This is a genomic window from Klebsiella sp. GL120222-02 (genome assembly GCF_003097195.1).
Classification (GTDB): domain Bacteria; phylum Pseudomonadota; class Gammaproteobacteria; order Enterobacterales; family Enterobacteriaceae; genus Klebsiella; species Klebsiella variicola.
Map to the genome: position 1 here is coordinate 76,517 of NZ_QEQO01000006.1, position 18,761 is coordinate 95,277.

Here is an 18,761-nt window from a genome sequence, read left to right on the forward strand (position 1 = left end):
TCAACGGCATGTAGCGATCCTTTCCAGAAGAGATTTCAAAGGCTGGTCTTTATTTTTCGCCACCGGCTCCGCGGTTTTTGCCGCGAACAGGTGGGCATAGTTGTCGGCGCCCGGCGCAGGCCGCGGGGCCATCCTCGGCGGCGGGGACATCACCGGTTCAGGTACTGGCGTCGCTGCCAAGGGCTCTGACGTCATCGCCGGCGCCGGAGCGACAGGTTCCGGCATTGCAGGTTCTGCGACCGGCAGTGGGATCGCGGCAATAACTGGGGGGACTGGCGCAACCGGAGGTGATGCTGGCGCGGCGACCACAGGGTCGACACGCTGGAAGAGATCCGCAGGCACGGGCTGCGGCAGCGGCGCGGAGACCGACCCTCCCAGCGCCAGAGAAGCGGGTTTCCCGGCGTCGGGATTCAGCTGATTGAGGATCGCCCAATCCCCATGTTCCCGCGTGGCGGCTTGCGAAGAAAGATCCTGAAATTTGAGGTTTTGCGTCCGCGTTTTTTCTTGAAAGCGCTGCAGATCATCATAATGGTTCATTGATAACCTCATGATTTTAAAAATTTCATATTAAGTTTGTTGTTATTTTCTGGGTATATTAAAAATATCGTGACGCTTCTGGTATGGCAGATAAAGCGCCGGTGGTGACGTACCAATACACACGATTGACAGGGTTATAATAGTTTAGAATTTGATTTTTGGGATGATTCCACGGCAGAAGTATCGCTACACTAACACTTCCCTTTCAGAAGGATAGCCCCATTTTTTAGGTATGCGTACATCCTTAACCCCCGCAACCATCGCGCTTCCCAGTCGTTTTTATATAAAAGTATTACGCCATGATGAAATCATAGCGTCAGTTGAGCGAAAGAATAAACCTGAACCATTTTAATTTCTCTTTAATTCTATAAAAATGGACTGAAAGGCTTATTTTTTCGGATAATCGACGAAGAATGCTCCGAGAGTATGGCAGAAACTGCGGTAATAAACGGTGTTGCCAGGTTTCCTCTCCGGCGGAAGAGAAACTCCCGGTCCTGGGACCGGGAGTGTGCCATCAGGCGTGGGGTTTTTGCGGATTCTCATCCTGATCGACGGCAAAGCAGGCTACCAGCTGGCCGCCGTAATCCTTAAGCTGCGGCTGAAGCTGGGTGCAGGGACCAAAGCGTCGACGGCAGCGCGCGTTAAAGGCGCAGCCCGGCGGTGGGTTCAGCGGGCTCGGCAGTTCGCCGGTCAGCTTGATCCGCTCGCGCCGATCGTCCGGATTCAGACGCGGCGTCGCCGACAACAGCGCCTGGGTGTACGGATGACGCGGATTGTTGAAGATCTGGTCCTTGGTGCCCTTCTCCACGCAGCGGCCGAGATACATCACCATCACTTCATCAGCGATGTGCTCGACGACCGACAGGTCGTGGGAGATAAACACGTAGGACAGCCCTAAATCCTGCTGCAGATCCATCATCAGGTTCAGCACCTGGGCACGTACCGAAACGTCCAGCGCGGAAACCGGCTCATCGGCAATCACCACGTCCGGATCCAGCATCAGCCCGCGGGCAATAGCGATACGCTGGCGCTGACCGCCGGAAAACATATGCGGGTAGCGATCGTAATGCTCGGTTTTCAGGCCGACCTTCGCCATCATCGCCAGCGCTTTTTCACGGCGCTGCTCTTTACTCAGGCTGCTGTTAATCAACAGCGGCTCTTCCAGAATCTGCCCCACTTTTTTACGCGGGTTTAGCGAACCATACGGGTTCTGGAACACAATCTGGATTTTCTGCCGCCGCAGCTTCTGCGCCTGCGGGTCGTGCTTAAGCAGATCCTGCCCCTGATAATACAGCTCACCGCCGGTGGGGATCTCAATCATTGTCAGCAGACGACCGAGGGTCGATTTGCCGCAGCCCGACTCCCCCACCACCGCCAGCGTTTTACCACGCTCAAGGGTAAAGGAGACGCCGTCCAGTGCTTTCACCAGTCGTTCCGGGGCGAATATTCCCTTCTTCACCGGGTAGTGTTTTTTCAGATCAATGGCCTGCAACAGCGGTTGTTGCGCGGCGGCCTTTTGCGTACTCATAATCCAGGCCTCCCGGCATCATCGAGTGGGTAGTGACATTTAGACTGACGGCCGCCGGTAAGATCCGCGAGCGCGGGCTCTTCGCTCCGGCATTTATCCGTGGCATAGGGGCAGCGCGGGTTCAGCAGACAGCCGACAGGACGGTCATATTTCCCCGGCACCACGCCCGGCAGCGACGCCAGACGCGCCTTATCCTGGGCGAACTCCGGCAGCGCGCGCAGCAGCGCCTGGGTGTACGGATGACGCGGCGCGCGGAAGATATCCTTCGCATCACCGGTCTCCACCACCTGACCCGCATACATGACGATAATTTTATGCGCCGCCTCGGCCACCAGCGCCAGGTCGTGGGTGATCAGCACCAGCGCCATATTCTCTTGCTGCTGCAACTCCAGCAGCAGCTCGATGATCTGCGCCTGAATAGTCACGTCCAGCGCGGTGGTCGGTTCATCGGCAATCAGCAGTTTTGGCCGACAGGCAATCGCCATCGCGATCATCACGCGCTGACTCATCCCGCCGGAAAGCTGGTGCGGGTAAACGTCGAGCCGCGACGCCGGATCGGGAATGCCCACCAGGTTCAGCAGGTCGATGGCCCGCTGACGGCGAGTTTGCTTATTGCCGCCCTGATGAACTTTGATCGCTTCCATAATCTGGTAGCCGACGGTATAGCACGGATTGAGGCTGGTCATCGGATCCTGGAAGATCATCGCCACTTCCGCCCCCACCAGCTGACGCCGCTCTTTTTCAGAGATGCGCTGCAGGTCGCGGCCATTGAACTCCAGTTTGTCCGCCATCACCCGGCCGGGATAGTCAATCAGGCCCATAATCGCCAGCGAACTGACGGATTTACCGGAACCGGACTCCCCCACAATACCGACCACTTCACCCTGATTCACGCTATAGCTGATGCGGTCTACGGCGCGGAACGGCGCGTTCTCATCGCCGAAATGCACCGATAATTTATCTACATTTAATAACGCCATCTCGAACCTCTTACTGCTTCAGTTTGGGATCGAGCGCGTCACGCAGACCGTCACCCATCAGGTTAAATGCCAGCACCGTCAGCAGGATCGCCACGCCCGGGAAGGTCACCACCCACCAGGCGCTTTGCGCGAACTGCAATACGTCGGAGAGCATGGTGCCCCACTCAGGCGTCGGCGGCTGCGCGCCCATGCCGAGGAACCCCAGCGCTGCCATGTCGAGAATGGCGTTAGAAAAGCCCAGCGACGCCTGAACGATCAGCGGCGCGAGACAGTTGGGAAGAATATTGACGAACATCTGGCGCATCGCGCCGGCGCCCGCTACGCGGGAAGCGGTCACGTAGTCGCGGTTGACCTCCACCAGCACCGCGGCGCGCGTCAGACGCACATAGTGCGGGAGCGCCACGAAGGTTAGCGCCAGCGACGCGTTGACGATAGATGGCCCGAAGATAGCCACCAGCACCAGCGCCAGCAGCAGGCTCGGCAGCGCCAGCATAATATCGACGACGCGCATGATGATGGAATCCACCGCCCCGCCGAAATAGCCCGCCACCAGACCGAGCACCACGCCAAGGATCAGCGACAGGACCACCACCAGGCAGCCCACCAGCAGCGACAGGCGGGCGCCGTACATCAGACGCGACAGAATATCGCGGCCCACGTCGTCGGTGCCGAGCAGATGCGCCAGGCTGCCGCCATCCTGCCAGAACGGCGGCGCCAGCAGCGAATCACGGAACTGATCCGCCGGGTTATACGGGGCGAGGAAGTTGGCGAACACCGCGATGATAATCATCACCGCCACGTACACCAGACCGACGACCGCGCCTTTGTTGCGTTTGAAATAGTGCCAGAACTCCTGCAGCGGGGTCATTGGCACCGGTGCAGCAATCGCTTTATTCTCAGTAACTTGTGACATGATGGCCCCTTACTTCTTATGCCGGATACGCGGGTTCACCACGCCATACAGCAGGTCGACCAGCAGGTTGACGAGGATAATCATCGTCGCCACCAGCAGCACCCCGCCCTGCACCACCGGGTAATCACGACGCTGCAGCGCGTCGATCAGCCAGCGGCCTAAACCAGGCCATGAGAAAATGGTTTCCGTCAGGATGGCGCCCGCCAGCAGCGTGCCCACCTGCAGGCCAATGACCGTAACCACTGGCAGCATCGCGTTGCGCAGCGCGTGGACCACAATCACTCGCATCCGGGTCAGCCCTTTGGCGCGCGCGGTACGAATATAGTCTTCGCCGAGCACTTCCAGCATCGACGAACGGGTCATACGCACAATCACCGCCAGCGGGATGGTGCCCAGCACGATAGCCGGCAGGATCATATGCATTAAGGCGTCAATAAAGTCGCCCTGCTCGCCCCAGATGGCGGTGTCGATCAGCATGAAGCCGGTCAGCGGCAGGGTATCGTCAAGGAACACCGTATCGCTGATACGCCCGGAGACCGGCGTCAGGTTCAGCTGCACCGAAACCAGCATAATCAGCATCATGCCCCACCAGAAGATAGGCATGGAGTAGCCGGTCAGCGCCAGACCCACGGCGGTGTGGTCAAAGATGGATCCGCGTTTTACCGCAGCCAGCACGCCCACCGGAATACCGACGGCGACAGCGAAAATCATCGCGCAAACGCCCAGCTCAAGGGTGGCTTTAAAGCGCGGGACAAACTCTTGCCACACAGGAATGCGGCTTTTCAGCGAGATGCCTAAATCACCGTGCAGTACGCCCCAAATGTAATGGGCATATTGCTGCCACAGCGGCTTATCAAGGCCCATTTCGGCCAGCAGCTGCGCGTGACGCTCGGGGGAAATACCACGTTCACCTGCCATAATCATCACCGGATCGCCGGGGATCATATGGACGAAGGCAAAGGTGAGAAGGGTGATACCGATAAATGTCGGGATGACGAGTCCCAGACGTCGGAGAATAAACTGCAACATAACCCGGATTCTCTCTAGTGACGCCCCGCCTGGCGACAGGGCGTCTGTATTGCTCACAAAAGCATTCCCCGGAATAGCGGGAATACGCCCCCTACCTCTCCCGCAAGGGGAGAGGAGGTCAGGCATCGTGCTTATTATTCGACGGAGACGTTATCGAAGTGGTGTTTGCCCAGCGGATCCACCACATAGCCTTTGACTTCTTTACGCACCGGCTCATAGACGGTGGAGTGGGCGATGATCAGCGCTGGAGCCTGGTCATGCATCACTACCTGAGCCTGTTTGTACAGTTCAATACGCTTGTTGTGGTCGTCGGTAGCGCGGGCCGGCTGAATCAAATCTTCAAACGGCTTATAGCACCAGCGCGAGTAGTTGGAGCCGTCTTTCGCTGCGGCGCAGCTGAACAGGGTCGCGAAGAAGTTATCCGGATCCCCGTTGTCGCCGGTCCAGCCCATCATTACGGTCTGGTGCTCGCCCGCTTTCGCCCGCTTCAGATATTCACCCCACTCATAGGTAACAATCTTGGCCTGGACCCCGACTTTCGCCCAGTCGGCCTGGATCATTTCAGCCATACGGCGGGCATTCGGGTTGTACGGACGCTGTACTGGCATTGCCCACAGGTCGATGGTGAAGCCTTTTTCCAGGCCCGCTTCTTTCAGCAGCTGTTTCGCCTTCTCCGGATCGTAGGTGTAGTCCTTAACGTCGTCGTTATAGCCCCACATGGTCGGCGGGATCAGGTTCTTCGCCGCCTGGCCTGCGCCCTGGTAAACGGCTTTGATGATCGCTTCTTTGTTCACCGCGTAGGTCAGCGCCTGACGAACTTTGACGTCGTCCAGCGGTTTCTTCTCGGTGTTGAAGGAGAGATAACCGACGTTCAGGCCCGGCTGTTCCAGCAGGGTAATGTTCTTATCTTCCTTCATGCGCGCGATATCCGCCGGGTTCGGGTACGGCATCACCTGGCACTCATTTTTCTGCAGCTTGGCATAGCGCACGGAAGCGTCCGGGGTGATGGAGAAGACCAGACGATCGATCTTCGGCTTGGTACCCCAGTAGCCCGGGAAGGCTTTATACAGAATGCGGGAATCTTTCTGGTACTGCAGCAGCTGGAATGGGCCGGTACCGATAGGATTGAGGTCCACTTTTTCCGGCGTGCCGGCTTTCAGCATGTTATCGGCATACTCTTTCGACAGGATAGAGGCGAAGTCCATGGCCAGGTCAGCGAGGAACGGCGCTTCCGGGCGAGTCAGGACGAACTGGACGGTTTTATCGTCCACTTTCTTCACTTCGCTAATCAGGTCCGGTAACCCCATCCCTTCAAAGTATTCATAGCTGCCGCCAGAAACTTTATGGTACGGGTTATTGGTATTCTTCTGGCGATCGAAGGAGAACACGATGTCATCGGCGTTCAGGTCACGGGTGGGTTTGAAGTCTTTATTATCTTGCCACTTCACGCCCTGGCGCAGATGGAAAGTATAGGTTTTGCCATCAGGACTGACTTCCCATTTCTCAGCAAGCCCTGGAATAACTTCCGTGGTACCGGTTTTAAATTCGACCAGGCGGTTATAGATCGGTACGGAACTGGCGTCATAGGTGGTGCCAGAGGTGAAGAGCTGTGGGTTAAAGCCTTCCGGCGAGCCTTCAGAACAATAAACCAGGGTTTTCGCTTGCACGCTGGCGGCAACGGTCATGGCGACCAGGCTCAGACCAAGCTTCAGCATCCCTGATTTCTTCAAGGAAATACTCATTATTCTGCTCCAAAACTGTGATGTTGTTTGCATATATCCGCCGGACCTTTATTTATTTTTATTCGTCCTATTTCAAACAATGGATGCGTTGGCTGCGCTCGATCATCCCAGTCACATCGTTATCTATGCTCAGGGGAGCTCGTACACTTGCCGCCTTTCCGCAGCTCGAACTATTTAGAATATACCCGGTCCAGTCGGTGGTGCCCGAAGGCGTAGAGAGAGATGGGGATTCCTTTCGCAAAAACGACTGAGTTGCAGTACGGATTCTCCATGAAATGCCCCTCATGCCCTACAATCTGTCAACAGAATGGGGAAACGTCAATACAGCCAGCCGGGTTTTACATCCAGCGTGAGAAACGGCAGGCAAAGATTAAAAAAACTTCAAGGCGCTATTTTCAGCAGAGAAATTTATGCTACGGGTCAATAAGCAGAATAATGGCCTTAATAATTTGCAACACGCAGAGGGAAACAATTCCAACAAATGAGAAAAATTTCTTGCCGTGTGACCAATATGTGAGCGATTAATAGCGCGAACGTTAAAGCGCACAGCGGAAAATGCTACATTTAGCCATAAGCTTCGCGAAAAAAGATCTGTTCATCGATAAAAAAATGCAATGGAAGATGTCACAAAATAGCGAATAGCTGGCTGGAAACGTGGGTAAAGTCGTTTATTGTGATTTTGGTGGTAATTTTGGCCAGTGGCGCACTGATGATGCCCGGCGGCGCTGCGCTTGCGCGGGCCTACGGAACACAAGTCGAACTCTGCCCCCGGAGGTTCTCATCCTCACAGGCCTCAGATGCAAAAAAGCCTGCTCATTGAGCAGGCTTTTCGAATTTGGTCGGTGATAGAGGATTCGAACCTCCGACCCCTTCGTCCCGAACGAAGTGCGCTACCAGGCTGCGCCAATCACCGAATGCGGGGCGCATCTTACTGCTGGGATGCCTACCCGTCAATGCCTTATTTTCAAAAAATCGCTCAACCGGCGAGAAACTCAGCAGCCTGAGCAGCGAATCGCCGGTTGGTTATCGTTTTCAGCGGCAGGTCACCTCAAACGCTTTGCGATACTCGGATACCTTACAGGTCACCGGCTCACCGAGATAGGTCGAGCCCGCCGGGTTGAATTTAAATTCCCCCAGCAGCATCGTCAGTTCCCCCAGCTCCGGGCAGGATTGCTGATGACGCATAATATCCGGGCGGGTATCGTTATTCACCGCGCGGGCGATGTCGCTGTATGCCAGCTTGTCGGCAAAGGCATTAGCACAAAACTGCAGTTCGCTTTGCGCCATATGCGCGGCCTGCCCCTTCAGCTCGGCATGCTGCGCCAGCAGCAGCTGGCGAACCTCGCCGGCCCGGCTGTAGCCGATCGCCGTATAGCCGGCCTTATTGCTGAGGTTGACGCTGGCGCCAGCCTCAAGCAGCGCCTCGACATTGGCTTTATTATTCATTTTGACCGCCAGCATCAGCGGGCTAAGGTCGTTGGCGGAGAGCTGGTCCACCTTTGCGCCGCGCTGCACCAGCGCCGCGATCACCGCAGGCGACCCCTGACCCGCCGCCACCTGCAGCGCCGTGAGTCCTTCACGGTTCGGCTTATCCACCTCCACACCGGAGGCCGACAGCGCCAGCACCAGATTGGGATCATCCCCCGCCGCCGCCAGCATCAGCGGGGTGGTGCCGGATTTATCCGCCAGGCTGGTGTCCGCCCCGGCGTTGGCCAGCGTCGTGATGGTTTCCGCCGAACGCGCGTGATCGACCGCGAGGAAAAAGGCCGATTCCCCTGACGCATTGACGGCCTTCACGTCCGCTCCGTGCCTGATCAGCAGCGCCACGATCTCGTCGACGTTCTTCTTAAACGCGCCGGGCGCCAGTTGTAACGCCATGTCTTCGGTCATCAGCGCACGGTTACCCGTCGCCAGCGATTTCGCCGCCGTTGCGCCGACAATTTTATCCAGCGCGCTCTCCTTCTCGACAGGCGCATCGGGCTTTTTCATCGCCAGAATATGCTGATAGTCGTTTCTGACGTCCCCGCCGTCGGCAATGGCGGACATCAATGCCGTACTCTTCTCGACGCTGGTCTGATTTACCGACGCGCCGGCCTGGAGAAGATCGCCGATAATCGCGGCATCGCTGCCGCGCGCCGCCGCCAGCATCAGCGCCGTGACGCCCTGGCGCGTCTGGAGATTCGGCTTCGCCTGACGCTTAAGCAGTAACGCTACCACATCACGACGATTTTCCGCGGCAGCGACCATCAGGCCACTTAAGCCGGTTTTATCCTGACCATCCACATCGATGCCATTATTCAGCATGGCTTCGATCGTCGCTGGCGCATCGTATTTACAGGCCAGCAGGAACTGGCTGGTCTCTTCCTCAGACTGGCAGCCCGCGAGCATCAACAGGCACAGTAAGGCCAACCCCTTTATCACCTTCATCCTTTCTCTCCATGAAAAGTTCGTGCACAGGGGGAGCGAGAAAACTGGAGGGTAATCAAAGAAGAAGAGGCAACCTGCCAGACACATCCACTGTGCGAAAAAAATCCCTCGCGCGGCGTCTGCCGGCGAGGGATTAGCTTATCCTGGGCTCAGGAAGGGAGAACAGACCCGAGAATCTGAAAATAAACCCCGAGCCTTACTTTTTCCACCGGCACCAGTTGTTATTCTCATTGATCCCGCCATCCGGCGAGGTATAGCCGAGACAGCCCATAATGGTGTCATACAGCTCGACGTGACGGCGCGGCACCTTCATCGCAGCCTGCTGCTGCAGATGGGCAAACGCGGCGGCATGATCGGGGTTCTCCAGGTATTTATCCGACATCCACACCATCATCGGCACGCGGAACTGCTCCGGCGGCGCCATCTTGCGCGGCGTTCCGTGCAGGTGTTCGCGTTCATTAATCGACTCCCCATGATCGGCGGCATAGAACACAATCGCTTTCTTATCCCGCAGCTGGTCGAGGACGCTGACGATAAAGTGATCGACGTAGGTCACGCTGTTATCGTAGGAGTTAATCAGCTCCGCTTTCGAGCACTTGTTGTCGACGCCGACGCACTCCGGCTTCCACTGGGCGAAGCTGCGCGGGTAGCGTTGGGTGTAGTTAAAGTGGGAGCCTTTGGTGTGGAGAATGATCAGATGCTTACCGGAGGCGTTGCCCTGCGCCATACCGCGTTTCATCTCCTCCACCAGCAGCATATCGTCAACGCTCTTACCGCGGTTGCGCGGCTCGGCGCCAATTTGCTCGCGGTAGGCGATATTGTTGGCCATCGTGTTGCTGTAGAACCACATCTCGCTCTGCATGGCATAGAGATTGCCGTTGAAGCCCAACTGATGAAGCACGGCAAAGACGTTCTGCTCTTTGAGCGTTCGCTGCGGGTTATCCTCCGCCCCGCCCTGACGCACAAACATACAGCGTAACGACAGCTTGGTGGCGGTATCGCAGGAGTAGCCGCGGAAAGCGACCAGATTCTTCTCTTTCTCCAGCTCTGGCGTGGTATTGCGGCTATAGCCAAGGATGCCCATATGGTCCCAGCGGGTCGTTTCGCCAATGATAAACACCACGTAGGTGTCATCCAGGCCTTCCGGCGCGACGTAGGTAAACTTCTTCGCCGGGTTAATCAGCGATTTATTATCCGAGGATTCATCCACCTGCGCCCAGGCGTACAGCCCCAGCGCCGACAGCCAGTTAGATGGCAGATAGGAGTTGGCGATCACCCCGCCATAGCTCGGCATATCCACTTCCGAATGGCGCTCCACATCATGCTGACGCAGCTCAAGCAGACGGATGGGACCCCAGACAATGAGTCCGGCCAGCACGACGATCAATACGTTTTTAACCCGCTGACCCGGGGTGCGCAGTTGGCGCAGCAGCGTATGGCGGCAGCGGTTGCTCCAGATGAACAGCAGCGGCGGCGCGCTCACCACCACCAGCCAGAGGATCAGGTGCCAGCCAATGACCTCTTTCGACAGGTCGATATCGGTGGTCATCACCGAAGCGATAATTCCGTAGCCAATCACCACATTGAGGAACGTCATGTAGTAACTGGCGGCGGCGGAAAACAGGACAATCAGCGTCGCCAGAATGCGCCAGATGCGGCGACCAAACAGTGACAGCAGACGTAACAGGAAGAAGGTGACAAAGACCGTGGCGACCAGTTCAACGACACCGGAAAGCCCTTTCCAGAAAGTGAACTCTTGAGCATAACCATCGAAACGCCGGAAAAAAACGGCGATGTTCATAAACCAGCCGATGTACAGCGCCAGCCAAAAACTAAGCTTCTGCTGTGTCATCGTTCTAATATATTTCATGCAAGCAAACCTGGAAAAAGAAGAATAAAACACCGCCTGACGCTGTGGCACGAGTCAGTAGGCTAATAGGGTGCGTTAGGGTTGGTTATCAGAAACCTCTACAAAGCGCGATAAGTAGACCACAGGGAACGGGAAAAGTATCAGGAGGGAATGTGATCCAGCCAAACATTTACAAAACATTTGGCTGGATTGGCACTATTTGCTTAGGGGATTAACCAGGGGCACGTTTCACGCTGCAGGTTTCAGGCGTGCGCCTCGCTATAAACACTGCCTTTCGGCTGACGGATGGTGGTGGACAGCGCCAGCGACAGAATCAGCAGGGCGAAGATCACGTAGAAGGTCACGTAGAAGCCGCCGAACAGCGAAGCGATGAGAGAGCCGCAGATGCTGCCGATACCAAAGCCCAGATAAATCACGCCGTAGTTTTTCGCCAGATTGTTCAGGCCAAAGAACTCACTCACCAGCGACGGGAAGACGGTGATGGTGCCGCCGAAGTTAAAGGCGACGCAGGCGATGGCGGCGAAGAAAGTCATGGCATTCAGCGGGGCGAACAGCAGCGCGGCCATCCCTACCAGCGACACGAGCTGACCGAGGGTAATCACACGAATGCGGGAGATCTTGTCGGACAGGATGCCTAACACCAGGCGGCCGCTAAGGTTAGCAATCGAGATAACGGTTACCGCGTTTGCCGCCGTGGCGACATCCAGGTGGACCATCCCCTGGGCAATATCTTTCGCCACGCCAATCACGTACAGTCCGCTCATGCAGGCCGTCAGGAACATCACCGCCAGCATCCAGTACTGCGGTTTGCGCATCGATTCGGCGAGAGTAAAGTCATTTTCCACGACGCCGTTGGCCGCGGTGGTCGCCGTATGATTCGGCGCATCTTTCATCAGGGTCGCGCCAAAGACGATCATCACCAGCACGATAGCGCCCCAGATGACGAAGGTTTTTTCCAGGCCGACGGTGGCCAGCAGATGGGAATCAATGAATTTGAACCCCAGGCTGCCGAGCCCATAGGAACCAATGGAGAAAGCAGAGATCAGCCCTTTACGCTCCGGGAACCACTTCACGCAGTTCGACAGGGTCAGCAGATAGCCGGCGCCGTCCGCCAGCCCCACCAGCACGCCCGCGCTCAGCCACAGCATCATCAGGCTGTTGGAGTGCGCGGTCAGGAAGAAGCCCAAACCGAGCAGTATCCCGGAGGCCATGGTCACACGCTTAACGCCAAAGCGTTCCTGCAACTTCCCGGCGACCGACGAGGAGAGCGCCAGCCCGAGGCTCAGCAGGCCAAAGGAGAAAGCCACCTGGCTGACCGGCTCGCCCAGTTTGTCAGACAGCGAACTATTAAACAGGCTCCAGGTATAGACCGAACCGAGAGCAAATTGGGTGATGATGGTGCCGATTAGCGTAAGCCAGCGGGTCGATTGACGGTTTGCAGCGTTCATAGCAGTTGTCCTGATAAATTAACTGCCGCCACAATAGCGAAGGCCCCTCATCCTGTGGGGAAAAAGGCATGAACTGCCACCAGCAGGGAATGAAATGCATTAATGGCGGAACGAATGACATTGCAAAACATTCATTCCGCGAATTTCAGGAAAAAAGTTAGTGTGCGCTATCTCACAGAAATGCGCCATTACTGAGATTTAACAATAACCGCGTCGTTTCAAACGCGTAACAATATCGGTCAAAAGTTGGCGCTGACGCCCATCAGATAGAGCGTATTTTCCCCGGATGGGACATTGTCCGCCTGCGACAGCGTCGCCCATGCCGCAACATGGGATCCCAACCGCATATCGGCGCCCAGGGTGACATCACTCCAGCCGCCCTCTCTGGCGCGGGTCGTCGGCGACCAGGCATCGCTGGTAAGCGACTGGTTATAGCTCACCTGAGCCCAGGGATGCACGCCCCACAGCGACTGATAATCCATGCGCCAGCCGAGCGTGTTGACATACCCCGTCTCGCCAGCGCTTCTCGTCACTGGCGCGGTGACGTCACTGCGCAGGCTGGCCACCGGCCCGGAGGTCATGCCATTTGCCAGCAGATAATTCCAGCCAACGCTCTGACCACGGCTGCTGTCCGGTGGCGCCAGCGCCTGGTTTAATGCCAGCCCGCCAGGCGTCTCTGAGGACTTCATCCGCTCAGCGAGAATATCTTCGTAACGTGGTTGGTGATCGCTATCCCATGTATAGCGTTCCGGCGTATTACTTTTTGTATCGATAGCGATATATTCCTGTTGCCAGGCATTCGCTCCAGAGACACACGTCATCCAGACGGATACGCTCGCCGGGAACAAGAAGCCCCGGAGGCCATTGCATTTCTTTATTATCATTAATGCGACTCCAGAAAAGAGCCGAATCGGCAATATTGCTGTGTTTTTTTTGGGGATACGATTTCCCTGTATTAACTATTATCTTTATCTTTCAGCCGTCAAGCCGGGGCGTCCACTTTTTTAGCGCAGAGGGAGAAATAGCTATGCAACGTTGCGGATGGGTGAGTCAGGATCCGTTATATATCGAATATCACGATACCGAATGGGGTGTGGCGCAAAAAGAGGGCCGCCAGCTGTTTGAAATGATCTGCCTGGAGGGCCAGCAGGCCGGTTTGTCATGGATCACGGTGTTAAAAAAACGGCAGAACTACCGTCAGGCTTTTCACCAGTTCGACCCGGTGCGCGTGGCAGCGATGGGGGAAGACGATGTCGAGCAGTTGCTGCAGAATGCCGGCATCATTCGCCATCGGGGAAAAATCCAGGCCATTATCGGCAACGCCCGCGCCTATCTGGCGATGGAAGAAAATGGCGAGTCGTTCACTGATTTTGTCTGGTCCTTCGTCAACAATGAGCCGCAGGTGACCTGCGCCGCGACGCTGGCGGAGATCCCCACCACGACGCCGGCCTCCGATGCGCTGTCGAAGGCATTGAAAAAACGCGGCTTTAAATTTGTCGGCTCGACAATCTGTTATTCCTTTATGCAGGCCTGTGGGCTGGTCAACGACCATATCACCGGCTGCTTCTGTCACCCTGGAGGTCAGGATGATCCGCAAGTGGGACACTAAAGATACCGCGCCGCTGCTGGCCCTGTGGCTGGACAGCACGATTCATGCCCACCCTTTTATCGGCGAAAGTTACTGGCGCGACAGCGTCGCGGTGGTACGGGATGTCTATCTTCCCGCCGCCAGCACCTGGGTCTGGGAACGCGATGGGGAATTAAAAGGCTTTATTAGCGTGCTGGACTCCCGCTTCGTCGGCGCGCTGTTTGTCGCGCCGGACGCCATCCGCCAGGGCATTGGCCGGGCGCTGCTGGATGAAGTCAAACAGCACTACGCCTGGCTTAGTCTCGAGGTTTACCAGAAGAACGAATCGGCGGTCAGTTTCTACCATGCGCAGGGCTTCCGGATTGAAGACTGCGCATGGCAGGACGACACTCAGCACCCGACGTGGATTATGCGTTGGCCGGCGGATCAAATGCTGTAAGCGGCAGCGTCGGGCCGGTATATTTCTCCAGCCACGCCAGGGCGGTGTTCCCGGCACAGCCGTTGCCCAGCCGGGATGTCGGGATATCTTTGGTTAAGACATTCACCGCCCCGTTTTTGCAGATACCCACCCGCGGATCCAGGTCGGGCCATGCCCCTTCATGCAGGCAAATCACCCCCGGGCGGATCCCCTCCGTCACCACCGCGCCGGCCAGCACCTGACCACGGGCGTTCCACACCCGCACCAGATCGCCATCGGCAATCCCCCGGGCCCGGGCATCCTGCGGATGAATAGTCACCGGTTCGCGTCCGGCGACAGCATAGCGTTCGCGCAGCGTGGTGTGGTTCAGTTGACTGTGCAGACGGTGGGCCGGATGGGCCGACAGCAGCTGCAGCTGCCCAGCCTCAGCGTTGCCATGCCACTCGTCGGGCTCCAGCCACATCGGGTGCGGCGGGCAATCGGCGTAGCCAAAGGCGGCGATGGTTGGCGAGTGGATCTCAATTTTACCGCTCGCCGTTTTCAGCGGATTAGCCTGCGGATCGGCGCGGAAGGCGGCGAAGCGCGCAAAACGGGCATTCTCCGGCTCCTCTGGCATCTCAATCAGCTGGTTAGCCTGCCAGAATTCGGCAAACGGCGGCAGCGTCACCTGCTGGTGAGCCCCGCGCTGGGCGGCGATCTGATAGAAGGTCTCCAGCCACTGCAAATCACTCTTCCCTTCGGTGAAGCGCTCGCGGCCGCCCACCTCCCAGCGTTCGCTGAGGTCGGCAAAGACCGCGAAATCGTCGCGCGCTTCATCTCGCGGGGCGACCACCTGCTTCATCGGCACCAGATGCTGATTGCTGTAATCTCCAGTCATGGTCAGATCGTTGCGCTCAAACGAGGTGGTCGCCGGCAGGACGATATCGGCATGGCGCGCGGCGGCGGTCCAGAAGCATTCGGAGATGACGATCAGCTCCGGCTTCTGCCAGGCCTGAATCAGGCGGTTGGTGTCCTGATGATGAGTAAAGTTGGCCCCGCCGGCCCACCAGATAAAGCGAATATCGGGGAAGCGACGCGCCATGCCGTTGTGCTGATACTCTGCCCCCGGATTCTCCAGCGCCTCGACGATCCGTGCGACCGGGATCTTCTCCACCGCGTCCACGCCCCCGGCGACGCTTCCCTGCATCGAGCCCAGTACCGCCGCGCGGCGCGTCGGGTTGCCGCCGTTGGCGAAATGATAGGAAAGACCAAACCCGCCTCCCGGGGTGCCAATCTGCCCCAGCATGGCGGCCAGGGTGACCAGCATCCAGTGCTTCTGCTCGCCATACTGCTGGCGCTGCATGCCCCAGCCAGACATCAGCATGGTGGTATTTTCATGGAAAATTTTCGCCAGTTCACGGATCTTATCCGCTTTCACGCCGCAGATCGCCGCCGCCCAGTCAGCGGTTTTCGCTACGCCGTCGCTTTCGCCGGTCAGATAGCGGGCAAAAATATCGTAGCCGCTGGTGCAGCGGGTAAGAAACGCATCATCCTGCCAGCTATTCTCCACCAGCGTATGGGCGATCCCCAGCATCAGCGCGACATCGGTGCCCATATGCGGCGCGATCCATTCCATCGAATCGCCAAAGAAATCGACGGTTTCCGATCGCATCGGATCGATGCAGATCAGGCGCTTACCGCTCTGGCGCAGCCGGTCGAACCACGGGATCCCCTGCTCGTCGGAGGCGTTCCAGGCAATTTTCAGGGTGTTCAGCGGGTTGGCGCTCCACAGCACCACCACTTCGCTGTGCTCGAGCACCAGCGGCCAGCTGGTCTGCTGCTGATACACCTCATTCCCGCCCACGACGTAAGGCATGATCGCCTGCGCCGCGCCAGTGGAGTAATCGCCAAGATGGCCGGTATAGCCGCCCGCCAGGCTCATGTAGCGCTGCAGCAGGGTGGCCGCCTTATGCAGGACGCCGTTAGAGCGCCAGCCGTAGGAGCCGGCGAAAATCGACTGCGGACCGTAGCTTTCGCGGATCCGCCGATGCTGGGCGTCAATTAAATCCAGCGCCTGATCCCAGCTCACCCGCACGAATTCATCCTGACCGCGGACCCCCTGGGGCTTGTCCGGTGAAGCAAGGAAGCCTTTGCGCACCATCGGATAGCGCACGCGGGTTTTGCTGTGGACCTGATCGCGCACCGCCGTTTGCAGCGAGTTGGCAAACGGTGTCGCCAGCGCGCCGCGGGAAGAGAGGACGTTTTCACCGTCCGTTTCCACCAGCATCGGTCCCCAGTGGGCGGCGGTTAAGATGGTTTTGGTTGCAGATGAGGTCGGCAAGGGCGGCTCCTGGTCAGCGAATGCAGGTGTCATGACGGCGTGATGGGCAACCGTTCAATGTTATTTACAAAATGAGATGGTATCCGGGGAATTTTCTACGTAATCACGCGTCATAATCAACCGTCACGTTCGCTGTGACAAAGAATAAAAAGGATTAAGGACATTAAATGAAAAAACGCGTACTTATGATTGCGGCGCTGGTCAGCGGCACTCTGGCCATTTCTGGCTGCACCACCAACCCCTATACCGGTGAACGTGAAGCAGGTAAATCCGGTATTGGCGCAGGTATTGGCTCCTTAGTGGGCGCTGGCGTCGGCGCGCTCTCCTCTTCCAAACATGACCGCGGCAAAGGCGCGCTGATTGGCGCAGCGGCCGGCGCGGCGCTCGGCGGCGGCATTGGTTACTATATGGACGTGCAGGAAGCGAAGCTGCGCGACAAAATGCAGGGAACCGGGGTCAGCGTGACGCGAAATGGCGACAATATCGTGCTGAACATGCCGAATAACGTCACCTTCGACAGCAATAGCGCCAACCTGAAGCCGGCCGGCGCCAACACCCTGACCGGCGTGGCCATGGTGCTGAAAGAGTACGAGAAAACCGCTGTTAACGTCGTCGGCTACACCGACAGCACCGGCAGCAAGGATCTGAATATGCGTCTGTCGCAACAGCGTGCAGACAGCGTCGCCAGCGCGCTGATCACTCAGGGCGTGGCGGCCAATCGCATTCGCACCACCGGCATGGGGCCGGCGAATCCTATCGCCAGCAACAGCACGGCGGAAGGCAAAGCGCAGAACCGTCGCGTGGAAATTACCCTCAGCCCGCTGCAATAAGCGCATCCTCATGTCGCCCGGCAGCCGCTCTGCCGGGCAAAATGCTTGATATCGCTATTTTTCGCGCTAAGGTGTTGGCAGATTTTCAGCAAAGGAAGCCACCATGGCGAAAGCGGCGCGTGCAACTATCAGCGATGTGGCGAAAGCCGCAAAGACCGGCAAAACCAGCATTTCACGTTATCTTAACGGCGAGAAGCATCTGCTTTCCGACGATCTGTTATCACGTATTGAAAAAGCCATTGCCGAACTCGACTACCGCCCCAGCCTGATGGCCCGCGGCCTCAAGCACGGCCGAACCCGCCTTATTGGCCTGATCATCGCCGATATCACCAACCCCTACTCGGTCAATGTCATGAGCGGCATTGAAGCGGCCTGCCGGGAAAAAGGCTTCACCCTGCTGGTGTGTAATACCAATAACGAGCTGGATCAGGAACTGCACTACCTGGACCTGCTGCGCAGCTACCAAGTGGAAGGCATCGTGGTCAACGCAGTCGGTATGCGGGAGGATGGCCTGAACCGCCTGCAGCAGTCGGCCCTGCCGATGGTGCTGATTGACCGTAAAATCCCCGACTTCGCCTGCGATGTGGTCGGGCTTGATAACGCCCAGGCCGCCACCACCGCCACCGAACACCTGGTGGAGAAAGGGTTTGAGGCCATCCTGTTTCTCAGCGAACCGCTGGGCTCGGTGAATACCCGCCGCGAGCGTCTGAGCGCTTTTCGCGCTACCCTCACTCGTCACCACGGCGTGGTGGCTGAAAACGCCGAAGTGCAGCTCAACGACGGCGCGATGATGGACAACGTCCTGCGCCAGTTCCACGCCCGTCACCGCGGGATGCGCAAAGCGGTCATCTCTGCCAACGGCGCCCTGACGCTGCAGGTGGCCCGCGCTCTGAAGCGCGTCGGCCTGATCTGGGGGAGCGATATCGGCCTGCTGGGCTTCGACGAACTGGAGTGGGCGGAGCTGGCTGGCGTCGGTATTACCACCCTCAAACAGCCGACGTGGCAGATCGGCTACGCGGCGGTCGAACAGGTTATTCGGCGCATTGCCGGCACTAACGACCCCATCCGCGAACGGGTATTTTCCGGCGAGCTTATCGTCCGCGGATCAACCTCCCGTTAACGATCCTTCGT

The 18,761-nt window shown here is 57.7% G+C and carries 15 protein-coding genes, 1 tRNA gene and 1 pseudogene; 4 read left to right on the forward strand and 13 right to left on the reverse strand.

The features are described from left to right. The 12 genes and pseudogenes from bcsO to N438_RS18050 all read right to left on the reverse strand — a co-directional run bounded on the left by bcsO (position 1) and on the right by N438_RS18050 (position 13,295). Positions 1-537, reverse strand: coding sequence for a cellulose biosynthesis protein BcsO (gene bcsO, locus N438_RS17990; RefSeq protein ID WP_016161937.1), 537 nt, complete (start codon positions 535-537; stop codon positions 1-3). 316 nt (positions 538-853) lie between these two features. Continuing rightward, positions 854-1,027, reverse strand: a pseudogene (locus N438_RS28280) (hypothetical protein); the annotation flags it as partial. Positions 1,028-1,051: 24 nt separating this feature from the next. Next, positions 1,052-2,065, reverse strand: coding sequence for a dipeptide ABC transporter ATP-binding subunit DppF (gene dppF, locus N438_RS17995; RefSeq protein ID WP_012540348.1), 1,014 nt, complete (start codon positions 2,063-2,065; stop codon positions 1,052-1,054). Next, the gene (gene dppD / locus N438_RS18000; RefSeq protein ID WP_012540347.1) at positions 2,062-3,045 is read right to left on the reverse strand and encodes a dipeptide ABC transporter ATP-binding protein; all 984 of its coding nucleotides are present in this window, start codon (positions 3,043-3,045) and stop codon (positions 2,062-2,064) included. Before dppD ends, dppF begins: the two co-directional genes overlap by 4 nt. A gap of 10 nt (positions 3,046-3,055) precedes the next feature. After that, a complete protein-coding gene (gene dppC / locus N438_RS18005; RefSeq protein ID WP_116696399.1) occupies positions 3,056-3,958 on the reverse strand; it encodes a dipeptide ABC transporter permease DppC in 903 nt (300 codons plus the stop codon). A gap of 9 nt (positions 3,959-3,967) precedes the next feature. After that, positions 3,968-4,987, reverse strand: coding sequence for a dipeptide ABC transporter permease DppB (dppB, locus tag N438_RS18010; RefSeq protein WP_008806900.1), 1,020 nt, complete (start codon positions 4,985-4,987; stop codon positions 3,968-3,970). A gap of 134 nt (positions 4,988-5,121) precedes the next feature. After that, positions 5,122-6,729, reverse strand: a complete 1,608-nt coding sequence (gene dppA, locus N438_RS18015) for a dipeptide ABC transporter periplasmic-binding protein DppA (protein ID WP_012540345.1) — start codon at positions 6,727-6,729, stop codon at positions 5,122-5,124. Positions 6,730-7,565: 836 nt separating this feature from the next. Further along, a tRNA-Pro gene (locus N438_RS18025) sits at positions 7,566-7,642 on the reverse strand. A 119-nt stretch (positions 7,643-7,761) separates the two neighbouring features. Then, the gene (locus N438_RS18030; RefSeq protein ID WP_023340814.1) at positions 7,762-9,156 is read right to left on the reverse strand and encodes an ankyrin repeat domain-containing protein; all 1,395 of its coding nucleotides are present in this window, start codon (positions 9,154-9,156) and stop codon (positions 7,762-7,764) included. A 196-nt stretch (positions 9,157-9,352) separates the two neighbouring features. Continuing rightward, the gene (gene eptB / locus N438_RS18035; RefSeq protein WP_016161940.1) at positions 9,353-11,026 is read right to left on the reverse strand and encodes a kdo(2)-lipid A phosphoethanolamine 7''-transferase; all 1,674 of its coding nucleotides are present in this window, start codon (positions 11,024-11,026) and stop codon (positions 9,353-9,355) included. Positions 11,027-11,268: 242 nt separating this feature from the next. Continuing rightward, a complete protein-coding gene (locus N438_RS18040) occupies positions 11,269-12,474 on the reverse strand; it encodes an MFS transporter (RefSeq protein ID WP_116696400.1) in 1,206 nt (401 codons plus the stop codon). Between the two features lie 239 nt (positions 12,475-12,713). After that, positions 12,714-13,295, reverse strand: a complete 582-nt coding sequence (locus N438_RS18050) for an autotransporter outer membrane beta-barrel domain-containing protein (protein WP_162493230.1) — start codon at positions 13,293-13,295, stop codon at positions 12,714-12,716. 206 nt (positions 13,296-13,501) lie between these two features. On the opposite strand from N438_RS18050, the gene tag reads away from it, so the two are divergent. After that, positions 13,502-14,083 (forward strand): DNA-3-methyladenine glycosylase I, encoded by a 582-nt coding sequence (gene tag, locus N438_RS18055; RefSeq protein ID WP_008806894.1) that lies wholly within the window; start codon positions 13,502-13,504, stop codon positions 14,081-14,083. Next, positions 14,061-14,501, forward strand: coding sequence for an N-acetyltransferase (locus tag N438_RS18060; RefSeq protein ID WP_116696401.1), 441 nt, complete (start codon positions 14,061-14,063; stop codon positions 14,499-14,501). Before tag ends, N438_RS18060 begins: the two co-directional genes overlap by 23 nt. On the opposite strand, the gene N438_RS18065 is transcribed toward N438_RS18060, so the two are convergent. Beyond that, positions 14,470-16,800: a molybdopterin guanine dinucleotide-containing S/N-oxide reductase gene (locus N438_RS18065; RefSeq protein ID WP_008806892.1), complete on the reverse strand. Its 2,331-nt coding sequence runs from the start codon at positions 16,798-16,800 to the stop codon at positions 14,470-14,472. The genes N438_RS18060 and N438_RS18065 overlap by 32 nt on opposite strands. Before the next feature lie 167 nt (positions 16,801-16,967). Here N438_RS18065 and N438_RS18070 point away from each other — a divergent pair, with 167 nt between their 5' ends. Then, positions 16,968-17,630, forward strand: a complete 663-nt coding sequence (locus N438_RS18070) for an OmpA family lipoprotein (protein ID WP_002921917.1) — start codon at positions 16,968-16,970, stop codon at positions 17,628-17,630. 103 nt (positions 17,631-17,733) lie between these two features. Beyond that, on the forward strand, positions 17,734-18,750 hold the full coding sequence (locus N438_RS18075) for a LacI family DNA-binding transcriptional regulator (protein ID WP_008806891.1): 1,017 nt from the start codon (positions 17,734-17,736) through the stop codon (positions 18,748-18,750). The last annotated feature ends 11 nt before the right edge of the window (positions 18,751-18,761 follow it).